Source organism: Cellulomonas sp. NPDC089187 (assembly GCF_040685135.1).
In the GTDB taxonomy this organism is placed as follows: domain Bacteria; phylum Actinomycetota; class Actinomycetes; order Actinomycetales; family Cellulomonadaceae; genus Cellulomonas.
In genome coordinates this window covers 503,560-516,928 of record NZ_JBFBHI010000004.1, presented here as the reverse complement: position 1 = coordinate 516,928, position 13,369 = coordinate 503,560, and the positions used below count along the sequence as shown (strand labels likewise).

The window sequence follows — 13,369 nt, the reverse complement described above, 5'->3', positions numbered from 1 at the left end:
CACACCCATGACCCTTCCAGTACACCACACCGACCAGGGCTGGATCGTCGCCTACACCGGCCGCTGGGTCGAGAGCACCCTGCGGCCTTTCCCAGGAGAGTCGTGGTTGACGGTCGACGAGGCCCGCCAGCGGTATGAGTCGGAACTCGGGGTGTTCGAGACCGTAGAAGCCTCAACCAGCAACGGCACCGAACTCACCGCGCCACGCTGGGTCTTCGGCGCCACCCGCCGCGAAATGATCCGAACGCAGTTCTTCAACCAAGCACTATCGATCATCGCGTCCATCACCTACACCGGGCATGACGGGCAATTGTTCCTTAATCAGCGCTCGGACTATGAGTATCCTGATGCACAAACGCGGTACACCCGATCCAATGCCACCCAGATCGTGTCCTCGTACTACAAGACCGACGGCACCGGGTATTTCGATGTCCGCGACAACACGACACGCCAGACGCAGTCAACGGCATTCAAGGACGCTGACTTCAGCTCATTGTGGTTCGACTGGCCCGCCTTTGGTGACTGGGATGTATTCGCAAACCCCGAGAACGGGATCCTCCCACGCGACTTCCCGATGACACCGCTGTGACCGGAGCCTGAACCACCAGCACAACCACCACACCCGACCCGGCGGCGGACGACCAGGAATGGTGCACAGCGCCACGAGGGGCGCACCTCACCGCATCCAGCGGAGTGCGCCCCTCGTGGACTCGCGCCGTCAGCGCGCCAGCCATCCCCCATCCACCGGCAGCACACTGCCGTGGACATACGCCGACGCATCCGACGCCAGGAACACCGCAGCCCCCATCAGGTCGTCCGGCGTCCCCCACCGCTCCGCCGGGATCCGGTCGAGGATCGCCTCGGACCGGGCCGCATCGGCGCGCAACGGGGCGGTGTTGTCGGTGGCCATGTAGCCCGGAGCGATCGCGTTGACCCGGATGCCACGCCCAGCCCACTCGTTCGCGAAGGCCTTGGTGAGCCCGGCCACCGCCGACTTGGTGGCGGTGTAGGACGGCACGTTGATGCCGCCCTGGAAGCTCAGCATCGACGCGATGTTGATGATCGAGCCGGTTTCCATCACGCGGGCCGCGGCCTGGGTCAGGTGGAAGACGGCGGTCAGGTTGACCTGGAGCACGTCGTCCCAGTCGGCCTTCGGGAAGTCGATGGCCGGGTGCCGGCGGATGATGCCGGCGTTGTTGACCAGGATGTCCAGGCGGCCGAGCTCGGCGACCACCTGGTCGACGACGGCGTTCAGATCGTCGGGTCCCGCGGCGAGCAGGTCACAGGTGATCGTGGTCGCGCGCCGGCCCATGGCCTGGATGCGCTCAGCGGTCTCGGTGCAGCCGGAGCGGTCGAGCAGGGCGACATCAGCACCGGCCTCCGCGAGCGCCAGTGCCAACCCTTGCCCGAGGCCGCGGCTGCCACCGGTGACCAGGGCGACCTTGCCGTCGAGTCGGAATCTGTCGAGGATGCCCATGTCTCAGTGCCCCAGGTCGCGCAGCATCGGAACGGTCTTCTCCACCCAGCCGTGGTTCGGGTCCGGCACGGCACCCTGGGTGCGACCGACACCGCCGAGGAACCACAGGTAGTAGGTCTGGCTGCCGGGGGCGCTGACCACGGTGTGATAGCCCTCCCACATCATCTGCACAGCGTGGTCGCCGACCGAGTAGTTCTCCGAGTAGCCCTCGTCGGTGTGCACCCGGGAGATGCCGAGCCCGCCGGGGCTGACCCGGAAGTAGTAGCCCTCCTCGTGCTGGGCCTCACGCGGCAGGTCGTCGTTCTGGTGGCGGTGCGGGGGGAAGGTCGACCAGTTGCCGGACGGGGTGTAGGTCTCGCCGACGATCAGGCGCGAGGCGGGCAGGTCCGGCTGGGCGATCTCGGTCAGGATCTGGTGGAAGTTCCGGCCGAAGTTGGCCGCGCCCCACCGTCCGGCGGCGACCCGGTCCGGGCCGATCACGTAGGGGTCGAGGTCCAGGTCGCTGGGCGCGCTGGGCAGGATGATCTCCACCGCGGTGACACCGGTGACGGTGAACTCCTTGCCGCGCGGGATGTAGACCGAGTGCGGCTTGCCACCGAACACGTTCGGCCGTCCGCCCACCGCCTCGAAGGTGGTCCCACCGACGGTGAAGGTGGCCTTCCCGCCGAGGATCACCGCCAGGTACTCCCGGTCACCGGACTGGCCGGTGTAGCTCTGCCCCGGCTCCAGCCGCAGCAGGTTCAGGTCGATCACCGAGCAGCCGTTCTGCGGCAGCGAGTTCCAGCCGGACTCGGCCGGGATGTCGGTGTGGTAGCGGTAGTCCACCATCGTGTTCTCCTTCGTGAAAGGTGGGAGGTCGGTCACCAGGGGCGCTGCCAGTCGGACACCGTGTGCCGGACCAGCGCCTCGAGGTAGAAGTAGTCGCCCCACAGCGAGCCCTCGTCGACGCCGATCCCGCGGGGGGCGTCGTAGACCGAGTGCAGGAGCAGAGCGTCGGAGGCGTCTGGGGCCGGGGTGCAGGTCTCGACCAGGCGGACCAGCAGATCCTCGGCGGCGACGCGGTAGGTCTCGCGGCGCTCCGGGGTCGATCCGAGCCGGGCTAGCTCATGCAGGCCGCAGACGGCGATGGCAGAGGCGGAGCTGTCCCGGGGGGCGTCGCTGCCGTCGGTGTAGACCAGGTCCCAGTAGGGCACCCGGTCCGCGGGCAGATGCGCCAGGAAGTAGTCCGCGCAGGTCTCCGCGGCGGTCAGCAGGCCCGGGTCCCCGGTGGCCTCGTGGTTCAGCGCGAAGCCGTAGATCCCCCACGCCTGACCGCGCGACCAACACGATCCGTCCCCGGCACCCTGCTCGGTGTTCCCGCCCACCGGCTCACCGGTCTCCGGGTCCCAGACGAAGGCATGGAAGGTCGAGCCATCCGCGCGGACGATGTGTCGGCGCAGCTGCTCGGTGTGACGGCGCACGATGTCCGCGAACACCGGGTCACCGGTGATCTCCCCCGCCCAGGTGAGCAGCGGCATGTTCATCAGGCTGTCGATGATGGTGCGACCGCGGTGCGCGGGGTCGGTGAGGTCGCCCCAGGCCTGGACGATGCCCGCAGGCTCCAGCACTCGACCGAGCAGCAGGCGCGCGGCTTCGACCGCGGTGTCCCGGGACTGCTCGTCACCGGTCGCCCGCCAGTCGGCGACACAGCTCAGCGTGTACAGGAACCCCAGGTCGTGGTGGTCCAGCTCCTCACGGGCGACCACCCGACGGCGGAAGTCCGCGGCGTGCCGCTGGGCCGGGTCGATGAGGTCCCGTGCACCGGTCTGCACAGCCAACCACTGCATGCCGGGCCAGAAACCGGTGGTCCAGCCCCGGTTGGCACCCTCGGCGAATCCGGGGGCCGCCGGACGCAGCGGGTAACGGTCGTCGGCGGTGGTGTCGTCCGGGTACAGCATCCCGAACCGGTCGACATTGGCCCGCACGCGGTCGACGGCCGCAGTGGTCGCGGCGGTCAGCAGGGTGCGGCGGTCGTCGGTGCTGGTCGTCATCGTGGGTCCTCGCTGGTGAATCGGGTCGTCATCGGATCGGCTCCCAGGCGATGCCCCCGGGCGGAACGGTGCGGGTGACGGTGCTGCCGTCACCCAGCCGGACGGTGGTGGTGCGCTCCTGGGTGCTGCCGTTGGTCAGGCACCACCACCCGGACTGCGGGTACGCGTGCACCTCGCAGTCCGGGTGCGCGGCGGACCAGATGCCCAGCACGTCCTCCTGCCCGGCGGCCCAGTGCAGGGCGCGCAGCAGCAGTCGGGTGTTCTGGGTGGAGTACGGCAAGCCCGCCAGGTAGACGGACCGCCCCTGCCCGGCCCGATACGCGGCAGCCCGCACGCTGTGGTCCGTGGCGGCGAGCACCTGCACGTCCTCGCTGATCGGCTGCACGCCGGGCACCGGGTCACCGGTGTCCAGCGGGTCGATCAGGTCGGCGATGATCGGGTGCTCGGTGGTCGACTGGGGCCAGTAGCAGTCCGTGGACTGCCCCCAGCCGCGTTCCCGGTCCACGCCCAGGCAGTCGGCCAGCTGGAAGAACCGGCCCTGGTGGGCGGTGGCAGAGGGCTCACCGATGCCGATGATCCCGCCGCCGGAGCGCACCCAGCCGCGCAGCACCGGGGTCAGTTCCCCGCGCCACACGTCCCCGCCGGAGAAGGCGGTGTCCGCGGCCCCGGCCAGCACCAGCACATCGATGCCCTCGGGCACCCCGTGCGCGGTCACCGAGTCGAAGTCCAGGAACTCGACATCGACGCTCATCCCGCTCAACGCCTCCAGCACCCCGTAGTACGACGACGACCGCGGGTACGGCAGTGCGTGCGCGACGGTGAAGGCCTGCCAGGAGCGCAGCCGTCCCCAGGCATTGAGCACCCCGACCCGCAGCCCGCTGTAGGGCCGGGTGCCGGCGATGTGCTCGTGCAGCTCGCGGAACTGGTCGGTGATCCCGGCGACCTCGTCGACGAAGTCCGGGAAGTCGGCGGCCAGGCTCAGGTACCCGCCGTAGCCCATCCGGTCGATGGGTCGGCGCAGGATCGCACGCCGGGCCTGGAGCCAGTTCTGCCGGGCCTCGCCTGCCGGGTCCCCGCCCGGGCGGAAAGTGTCCGGGAAGAAGTACGGCAGGAACCTGCCCTCGGTGTACCAGACACCGGGGATGTCGGCGATCATCCGCAGCGTGGTGCCGTCGCCGACACTGCCGACCACCGCGTCCATCCCGAGCCCGGCGAACCGCTCCCCGTAGGGCTCCGTGCCGATCCACTGGTCGCCGAGGAACATCATCGCCTGCTTGCCCGCGGCCTGGGTGGCCCGGACCAGCGGCTCGGCTGCCTCGGTGACGACGGCACCGACCACGTCGATGTAGTCCCGGTAGGCCTGGCTCGGCGGCCGGAAGGTGGAGTTCGCGTACCCCTGGTCGACAAAGTCCTCGGCGCGCAGCCGATAGCCCTTGCGCCGCTCGAACTCGTCCAGCATCGCCGGGGAGACCGACGCGCCGTAGCCGAACCAGTCGACGAACTTCTCCCGGTCCCGGTCATCGAACACCAGGCTGAACTGGTAAAAGAACGTGGTGAACCGGACCACGTCGACCTCGGGATGCTCGGCCAGCCAGGCGGTGTAGGCCTCGACGGTGAACGCCCGACACTCGGGGTGCACGATGTCCAGCGGGATGTCCCGCTCCCGGTCGCCCCAGTTGTTGGTCAGGTGGTTGTACATCTCCACCGGGTCCCAGGCGACATATGCCAGGAACGACACCGTGTACTCGTGCCACCGGACCGGCTCCGGGATCACCACCGCATCGCCGTCCACCGACCACTCGGCCACCAGCTCACCGGTGGTGCGGTCGACGACCTCCCAGAACCGGCGCGGGTCGTCGTCCAGGTTGAGCTCCAACTGGTCGGTGGAGTACCCGGCCAGCGGGCGGATCCGCAGCGGACCACCCTCGGCAACCGCTCGGTCGGACAACAGGAACATCTGCGGACGCAGCCGTGGCCGCGGGCCGATGAACTCGTTGTGCCCCCGGGCCGGGAAGTACGTGTGGTAGATCGACGCCTCCAAACCGTCGATCCGCTCCAACTCCGTACCGTCCGAGTTCCGGACCGCGTCGGCCCCCCAGAGCCGGGCGATCCGCAGGGTCTCCTCGGCGAAGCCCTGCTGGGTGGGGATGGTGACCCGGCCGGTGCGGCTGTTCTCGGGCATGCGGGCGCACTCCTCCTCGGGAGAGACGTGAAGAAAGAAGAAAGGGGAAGGGGATCAGGCCTTGACGGAGCCGGCGGTCAGACCGGCACGCCAGAAGCGCTGCAAGAAGATGAACGCGACCAAGAGCGGGATGATCGACAGCAGCGACCCGGCGAGCACCATCGGGTAGTACTCCGGGAAGGACGTCGTCTGGGCGTTCCAGTTGTAGAGGCCCAGCGACACCGGGTAGAGCCGGGAGTTGCTGAACATCATCAGCGGGAGCATGAAGTTGTTCCAGATCCCGACAAACTGGAAGAGCACGATCGTCACGTAGCCCGGCGCCATCATCGGCAGGGCCACCCGCCGGAAGATCTGCAGCTCACCGGCACCGTCGATCCGCGCCGCCTCGACCACCGAGTCCGGCACGTACCCCTGGGAGAACGTGCGGGCCAGGTACACGCCGAACGGGTTGGTCAGGAACGGGATCATCACCGCCCACATCGTGTTGGTGAGGTTCACCGCCGATGCCAACAGGTAGAGCGGGATCGCGGTGGCGGTGGCCGGGATCAACACACCGGCCAGCACCGTGGAGTACCACAGGCTCTTGCCGCGGAACTGGAACTTGTCGAAGGCGTAGCCGGCCAGCAAGGCGATCAGTCCACCGACCACCGCACCGACCCCGGCGTACAGGATCGAGTTGCCCAGCCAGCGCAGGTAGATCCCGTCGTTGGCTTGAATGACGGTCTGGATGTTCTCCCAGAGCCGGATGTCACTCCACGGGATGCCGTCGGCGCGGTACAGCGCACCGAGCGACTTCATCGAGGAGGTCACCAGCCACAGCAGCGGGAAGACCATGTAGCAGGTGGTCAGGACCAGCAGCCCGTTCACGCCGAACAGCGAGCCGATGTAGCCCTTGCTGCGACGGGTCTTGCGCTGCGGGAGCGGGGTGTCGACGACGGCGGCGCTCATTTCTCGCTACTCCTGTTGCTCCAACGGGTGACCACCAGCGACAGTCCGGCCGCCAGTAGCGCGAGGATCAGCGCGGCAGCGGTGGCCTCACCGAGGTTGTCCCGACTGAAGGCCGCGTTGTAGGCCCACATGTTGGGGACGAAGGTCGAGTTGACCGCCGTGCTCATCTGCCGGAGCACCAGCGGTTCGGAGAACAGCTGCAGACTGCCGATCACCGTGAACAGCAGGATCACGGCGTAGGCCGGACGCACGATCGGGGCCTTCACCGACCAGGCGATCCGCCAACCGGAAGCGCCGTCGATCCGGGCTGCCTCGATCAACTCGCGGTTCACGGCCTGCAAGGCGGTGAACAGGATGATCATGTTGTAACCGGTCCACTCCCACACCGCGATGTTGATGATCGACGGCAGGACCCATTCGGTGGACAGGAAGTTGATGGAGATGCCACCGTCGGCCAGTGTCCGCACCAGCGGCGACACCGACGGGGTGTACAGGTAGCCCCAGATCAGCGCCGCGATGATGCCGGGCACCGCGTGCGGCAGGAAGATCAGCAGCTGGAACATCCGACGCAGCTTGGCGGTGGCCGCGTCCAACAGGAGGGCGGCGCACAGGGCCGCGATCGTCATCAGCGGCACGTAGACGATGAAGTACATCGCCAGGGTGCGGAAGCTGCTGAGGAACGCGGGGTCGGTCAGGACAGTGGAGTAGTTGCCCAGTCCCACGAAGATCGTCTCGCCACCGCCGAATCCGAGCCCGGAGCGCTGCTCGGAGTGCAGCGACAGCCAGGCCGCGTAGATCAGCGGCGCCAGGTAGGACAGCGCGAACAGCACGATGAACGGCGAGATCAGCATCGCCGCCAGTCGACCCTGCCCCCGAACGCGTCGGGAGCCCCCCGGGCTGCGCCGACGAGATGCCCTCGTCGGCGCAGCCACGGTGGTGGTCGACTCGCGCGTGGCCTTCGCCTCGCGGGAGGTGACCATGTGAATGCCCTGCCGTTACTTCGAGACCGACAGGCCGAGCGACTCGGCCTCGCTGACGGCCTTGCTCTGCGCGGAGGCGAAGGCGTCGTTGACGGTCGATCCGCTGGTGACCTTGCCCAGGTCGTCCTGCATCTGGGTGACCAGGCCGGTCATGGTCGGGCCCCAGGTCCAGCCCGGGACGATCGACTCGGAGGCGGCGTCGAAGACCTCGTAGACGTCCTGTCCACCGAAGTGGCTGGCGTCGAAGGCCTCAGCAGCGACCTTGGTCAGCTCCGGGTCGGCCAGCACAGCGGCACCCACCGAACCACGGGCGGCGACTGCCTCCTCGCTGGTGGTCAGCCACTGCGCGAAGGTCGCGGCGGCCTCGGCGTTCTCGGCGTCCTTGGTCACCGCGAAGGTCGAGCCACCCCACATGCCGGAGGCAGGCTCGCCGTCCGGGGTCGGGATCGGGGCCACGGCCCAGCTGCCCTCCTGGCCCTCGGTGCGGGAGATGACCGACGTGGCCAGCCAGTTCGCGCCGAGCGTGCCGGAGACGGTGCCGGTGGACAGCGAGTTCGCCCACTCGTCGGAGTAGGCCTGCTCGACCTTGATCAGGTCCTCGTCGATCAGACGCTGCCAGTAGTCACCGACCTCGGTGGTGGCGTCGTCGTCGATGGAGATGGTCCAGCTGTCGTCAGCGGTGTCGAACCAGCTCGCACCGTTCTGCCAGGCCATCGCGGACATCAGCAGCGGCTCGTTCGGGAAGAATGAGGCGATGTACCCGTCCGGGAAGGTCTCCTTGTAGGTCCGGGCCGCGGCCTCGAACTCGTCCCAGGTGGTCGGAGCCTCGATGCCGGCCTGCTCGAACAGGTCGGTCCGGTAGTAGTACACCTGGATCGGCGCGTCGTAGGGCAGTGCCCACACGCTGTCGCCGAGGGTGACCAGCGACTCGAGTCCGTCGGAGTACGGCTCCAGGACGTCGCCGTCCAGCACGGAGTCGATCGCGGTCAGGTCGCCCGCAGCGGCGTAGCCCGGCAGGGACGGGTACTCGATGGTCGCCACGTCCGGGGCATTGCCCGCCTCGAGCGCCGCGGACAGCTGGGCGTATCCGCCCGCGCCGCCGGATGCGGTCTCCTCAAAGGTGACCTCGATGTCGTCCTGGGACTCGTTGAACGCGGTGACCACGTCCGCGAATCCGGGCAACCAGGACCAGAAGGTGATCTCCACCGGTTCGCCGCTGCCGCCCGTGGAGGCCGCAGTGGTGCTGTCGTCAGTGCTCGAGTCGCTCGAGCAGCCGACCAGGCCGAGTCCGACCGCGAACACCGTTGCTGCCGCAGCCACCCGCCGATTGCGCTTCATGCCACTCCCTCGTGTCATGGCCCGGGACGTCCGGGCGTTTGCGCACACCGAAGCACGGACAGCCCTCATAAAGAAAGTTTTCCGTGCACAAACGATCCGAATCGATCTGATCGGTCACAGGTCGGCCACAACGGACCGAAATCATCCCACCGGCGATATGGTCGATTTACGCACTGTGAGAGTCGGCAGCAACGCCACACGACGAGTGGTCGAGGGCTCCATCAGTGGGGCGGACAGCCTGGTCATCGCCAACATCACCGCAGTACGACCGAGCTCCGCCTTGGCCGGTGCCACCGCGGTCAACTCCGGCTGCGCCAACCCCGCCTGCTCATCGTCGTAGGCGATCACGGACAGCTGCTCCGGGATCGACAGCCCCAGGCGCGGGGCCAGCTCGGTCAACGTGATCGCGTAGTGATCCGGGTGCACCAGCACCGCGGTGGCCTCCGCCTCCCGACACACCCGCACCAGCTCGTGCACGGCCTGATGCACCGCCTCGGAGTCCGCCGCCGCCCGGGGCAGCCCGACCCGCGGCAGGCCGGTCACCAACCCGAGCGACTCAGCCACCTGGTCGAACGCCTCGCCGATGCGCAGACTCGGTGCGGTGTGGGTGTCCAATGCCAGCACCACCCGGCGGTGTCCCAGCTCCGCCAGATGCGCGAGGGCCAACTGCACCCCGTGCCGGTGATCGCTGAACACCGCGTCATGCGCCAGAGTCTCCGGCACCAGCCAGGACTCGCGTTCAACCACCACCACCGGCACCGGCAGCTCCCCCAGCCGGTGCCAGGTCGCCGCCCCCTCCGGCGCACCCGCGGGCGCGGCAGGAGCCACCAGCAGCGCATCCACCCCGATGTCGACGAACCGCTCAATCAACGCCGGCTCGGACTCCGGGTCGTTACGGGAGACCGCCAACACCAGACGAACCCCCTGGCGGGCGGCCACCTCCTGCGCACCTCGGACCGTCTTGGCGTAGTAGTAGTCCGCCGAGGGCAGCAGCACGCCGAGCACCGCGGAGGGGTCATCCCGGCGGGTCGGATGATGCGGGGAGTGTGGGGCCGGTGCCGCGGTCGCACCGCCGTGCACCTTGATCACCGCGCCCTCGTCGGCGAGTTCGCGCAGATCGCGGCGCACCGTCACCGGTGAGACACCCAATCGCTGGGCCACATCCTGGGTGCGCACCGCCCCCCGGAGTCGGATCTCCCGCAGCAGGGCCGACTTGCGCTCACTTTCCAGCATGACCCCGAGGCTACGACGCGAACCGTGATCAGGTGATCCGAATCGATCATCTGAATCGTCCGGAACGCCGGTTCTCGACTCGAGGCCACTTGCCTCCACCTGGCCCACCCCCGCACGATCAACCCATGCCGGTCACCCTCGACGTCGCCCTCCGCTCCGAGACCGGACCGCATCGCAGCGGCAACCAGGACTCCGTCGGGGCCAGCGTCGACTACGCCCTGGTCGCGGACGGGGTCGGCGGCAACGTCGGGGGCGACATCGCCTCCTGGACCTTCACCCACCGCGTGATGTCCACCCTGGCGACCCGCCCGGCACGCACCTTCACCGCGGAGAACATCGCCGAGCTGATCGCCACCGCCAATGCGGAGATCGGCCACCGCATCCGCCGCGAACCGGAGCTGGAGGGGATGGCCACCACCGTCACCGCCCTGTTCTGCGGCGAGGACTCCGTCCGAGTCGGACACCTCGGCGACTCCCGCGCCTACCTGGTCCGCGACGGCGTCGGATACCGGGTCACCCGGGACGACTCCTACGTCCAGATGCTCGTCGACTCCGGCGCGGTCGATCCTGCCGACGCCCGGACTCACCCGCTGCGCAACGTCATCCTGCGCTCCCTGTCCGGTCGCAGCGAGGACACCACCGACCTGCCGGTGATGGAGGTGCCCGTCCAGTCCGGCGACCGCTGGCTGGTCACCTCCGACGGCCTCACCGACTACGTCGAGGAGGAGCGCATCATCGGCATCCTGACCGCCACCCCCGACCGCGAGGACGCCGCCGACGCACTGCTCGCCGCCGCGCTGGCCGCCGATTCGCGGGACAACATCAGTCTGGTGGTGGCCGATGTGGCACTCGACACCGGGGAGACGCAGGGGGCGCGGCCGTACCGGTTCTTGGGGGCGGCGGCGGGGGACGACTTGGGAGCTGTGGTCGATCTGTCGCGGTGATATCATCCTTGATATCACGGAGGTGATCCATGGCTCAGCTACTGGTCCGGAACCTGTCGGACGACACCAAAGAGGCGCTCCGACGACGCGCCGAACGCCATCAGCGCTCACTCGAGGCGGAGGCGCGGGAGATCCTGTCCTCCGCCGTCCGCGTCGACCCTGTCCTCACCTGGCTGGAGGACAGCGCCGAACTGCGGGAGACCGAGGGCGGGATCGAGCTCCCGGAGGTCGATCGCTCCGCGGCACGTCCGGTCGACTTCCCATGATCGTCGTCGACACCAACGTCTGGTCCGAACCGCTGCGACCGACCCCCGACCCCGGCGTGATCGCCTGGATCCAGCAGCACGCCACCGACCTCGTGATGCCGGCCCTGGTCGCACACGAGCTCCAGTTCGGTGCCGCACTGCTGGCAGCCGGACGACGTCAGGAACGACTCATCGCGCAGGTCGACGCGATCATCTCCGGTCTCGGCGACCGACTCCTGAGCTACGACGGCGCGGTGGCGGCCGCCCACGCCCGACTGCGCGCCGCAGCACGACATGCCGGACATGAACCCTCCGCTCAGGACGGTCAGATCGCGGCCCACGCCGCCCAGCTCGGAGCCCCGCTGGCTACCCGGAACACCCGCGACTTCGCGGGCCTCGGCGTGACACTGATCGACCCGTGGAGCGTCGGGGACTAGCGCATCAGCGCCCGAGGGCTCACCACACCGGTGCCCGCCGCTCCCCCCACCGCAGCACGTCCTCCAGCTCCGCCGACAACCTGAGCAGCGTCCGCTCTCCCCCGGGCTGACCCACCAGCTGCACTCCCATCGGCAGCCCACCCGGTGCGTCCGCAGTCGGTGACGTCCAATACACCGGAGCCGCCAGGGCGGGCAGTCCGGCGACGTTGATCATCGAGGTGTACGGCGTGTACTCGCACTGCTGCGCGAAGTTCCGCTCGGGGTCCTCGGCGTCGTACCAGCCGATCGGACGCGGAGTCATTGCCATCCCGGGCAGCAGCACCGCGTCGTACGCCGACACCCGCTCGACCATGGTCCGCTCGAAGCCCGCGAGCGCCGTCACCGCCTCCACCACCTGCCGGGCGGGCACCTGTCGTCCGACGCCGATCAGCCAGCGGGTCAACGGTTCCAGCAGGTCCAGCGCCGCCGGGTCGTCCAGCGGCACCGCTGACGCGCCAGCCATCCACAGGGTCCGGAACGCGGGTGCGTAGGCCGGGTCCGGTTCCCAGTGTCCGACGTCGACCACCTGGTGCCCCAGGTCGGTGAGGGTGTCCGCCGCCAGGTCCAGAGCGGCGCGGGCCTCGTCACCCAGGCGGATGTCGTAGGCACCCTCCCACGCACTGAAGGTGCTGACCCCGATCCGCAGTCGTGGACCCTCCGGGTGCTGCGTCGCCGCGAGGTACGAGCCCGCCGGACCCGCCGCCGTCCGCAGGGTGCGCGGGTGCGGCACCGCGCCGCCCGGGTCGCGGGGCAGCATCCCCTCCAGCAGCAGGGCGGCGTCCGCGGTGGTCCGGGCGATCGGGCCGTGCGTGACCAGGCCACCCAGTGACTCCACCCCGCCACCCGCGGGCAGCAGCCCCCGGGTGGTCTTCAGTCCGACCAGTCCGCATGCCGCGGCGGGGATCCGGATCGACCCGCCACCGTCCGAGCCGGGCGCGACGGGCAGCATCCCGCTGGCCACTGCCGCGGCCGCACCTCCGCTCGATCCCCCAGCGCCCCGGGTCAGATCCCACGGATTGCGCGCGGGCGGTCCGACCAGGGTCTCGGTGTAGGACGGGAAGCCGAGCTCCGGTGCCGCGGTCTTGCCCAGCGACACGATCCCCGACGCGTCCAGCACCCGCACGATGTCGTCCGAGGTCTCCGGCACGAATCCAGTGAAGGCCCGTGACCCGTACCCGGTGGGCACCCCGGCCCGGTTGGACAGGTCCTTGTCCGCGGTGGGCAGGCCCCACAGCACCCCCTCCGGCGCACCGAGGGAGGCGGCACGCTCCCGGGCCAGATCCGGGGTGACCGTCGCCATCGCCCCGACCCGGTCGTTCAGCGCATCGATCCGGGCCAGAAAGTGCTCCGTCAGCTCGGTCGGGTCCAGGTCGCCCGCCCGCAGCTCGGCGACGAGGTGGACGGCGGTGTGCTCATGCAAGGCGGCCATGTCCTCCACGGTAGGCCGGCGGGTCAGGCCGCTGGGAACTGCCTGCCCGCACCACGCGTTGTAGCCGCCGACCGAAGTACCTCGATC

Annotated in this window: 13 protein-coding genes; 4 read left to right on the top strand and 9 right to left on the bottom strand. The window is 69.2% G+C overall.

Annotated elements, in window-relative coordinates; translation table 11 throughout:
• Positions 1-7: 7 nt before the first annotated feature.
• Positions 8-589: a hypothetical protein gene (locus tag AB0N78_RS13610; RefSeq protein WP_363391151.1), complete on the top strand. Its 582-nt coding sequence runs from the start codon at positions 8-10 to the stop codon at positions 587-589.
• Between the two features lie 129 nt (positions 590-718).
• Here the strand turns inward: AB0N78_RS13610 and kduD are convergent, their stop codons facing one another.
• From kduD to AB0N78_RS13570, 8 genes are all read right to left on the bottom strand, one after another.
• A complete protein-coding gene (gene kduD, locus AB0N78_RS13605; protein ID WP_363391148.1) occupies positions 719-1,477 on the bottom strand; it encodes a 2-dehydro-3-deoxy-D-gluconate 5-dehydrogenase KduD in 759 nt (252 codons plus the stop codon).
• A 3-nt stretch (positions 1,478-1,480) separates the two neighbouring features.
• Positions 1,481-2,305, bottom strand: a complete 825-nt coding sequence (locus AB0N78_RS13600; RefSeq protein WP_363391145.1) for a 5-deoxy-glucuronate isomerase — start codon at positions 2,303-2,305, stop codon at positions 1,481-1,483.
• A 32-nt stretch (positions 2,306-2,337) separates the two neighbouring features.
• Complete coding sequence (locus AB0N78_RS13595) at positions 2,338-3,507, bottom strand: glycoside hydrolase family 88 protein (RefSeq protein ID WP_363391143.1); 1,170 nt, start codon at positions 3,505-3,507, stop codon at positions 2,338-2,340.
• Positions 3,508-3,535: 28 nt separating this feature from the next.
• Complete coding sequence (gene gnpA / locus AB0N78_RS13590; protein WP_363391140.1) at positions 3,536-5,689, bottom strand: 1,3-beta-galactosyl-N-acetylhexosamine phosphorylase; 2,154 nt, start codon at positions 5,687-5,689, stop codon at positions 3,536-3,538.
• 54 nt (positions 5,690-5,743) lie between these two features.
• Entirely contained in the window at positions 5,744-6,637 is an 894-nt protein-coding gene (locus AB0N78_RS13585) for a carbohydrate ABC transporter permease (RefSeq protein ID WP_363391137.1), read from the bottom strand.
• Positions 6,634-7,488 (bottom strand): sugar ABC transporter permease, encoded by an 855-nt coding sequence (locus tag AB0N78_RS13580; RefSeq protein WP_363391134.1) that lies wholly within the window; start codon positions 7,486-7,488, stop codon positions 6,634-6,636. Before AB0N78_RS13580 ends, AB0N78_RS13585 begins: the two co-directional genes overlap by 4 nt.
• A 144-nt stretch (positions 7,489-7,632) precedes the next feature.
• Positions 7,633-8,955, bottom strand: coding sequence for a sugar ABC transporter substrate-binding protein (locus AB0N78_RS13575; protein WP_363391131.1), 1,323 nt, complete (start codon positions 8,953-8,955; stop codon positions 7,633-7,635).
• A gap of 141 nt (positions 8,956-9,096) precedes the next feature.
• Positions 9,097-10,188: a LacI family DNA-binding transcriptional regulator gene (locus tag AB0N78_RS13570; protein ID WP_363391128.1), complete on the bottom strand. Its 1,092-nt coding sequence runs from the start codon at positions 10,186-10,188 to the stop codon at positions 9,097-9,099.
• Between the two features lie 125 nt (positions 10,189-10,313).
• On the opposite strand from AB0N78_RS13570, the gene AB0N78_RS13565 reads away from it, so the two are divergent.
• The 3 genes from AB0N78_RS13565 to AB0N78_RS13555 are packed head-to-tail and all read left to right on the top strand — an operon-like array spanning position 10,314 to position 11,814.
• Complete coding sequence (locus tag AB0N78_RS13565) at positions 10,314-11,132, top strand: protein phosphatase 2C domain-containing protein (protein ID WP_363391125.1); 819 nt, start codon at positions 10,314-10,316, stop codon at positions 11,130-11,132.
• A gap of 29 nt (positions 11,133-11,161) precedes the next feature.
• The gene (locus tag AB0N78_RS13560) at positions 11,162-11,398 is read left to right on the top strand and encodes a plasmid stabilization protein (RefSeq protein WP_363391122.1); all 237 of its coding nucleotides are present in this window, start codon (positions 11,162-11,164) and stop codon (positions 11,396-11,398) included.
• Positions 11,395-11,814 carry a PIN domain-containing protein gene (locus tag AB0N78_RS13555; protein WP_363391119.1) on the top strand — a complete coding sequence of 140 codons (420 nt, stop codon included), beginning with the start codon at positions 11,395-11,397 and terminating at the stop codon, positions 11,812-11,814. The genes AB0N78_RS13560 and AB0N78_RS13555 overlap by 4 nt, the downstream gene beginning before the upstream one ends.
• 19 nt (positions 11,815-11,833) lie before the next feature.
• On the opposite strand, the gene AB0N78_RS13550 is transcribed toward AB0N78_RS13555, so the two are convergent.
• Positions 11,834-13,282: an amidase gene (locus AB0N78_RS13550; RefSeq protein ID WP_363391116.1), complete on the bottom strand. Its 1,449-nt coding sequence runs from the start codon at positions 13,280-13,282 to the stop codon at positions 11,834-11,836.
• Positions 13,283-13,369: the final 87 nt, after the last annotated feature.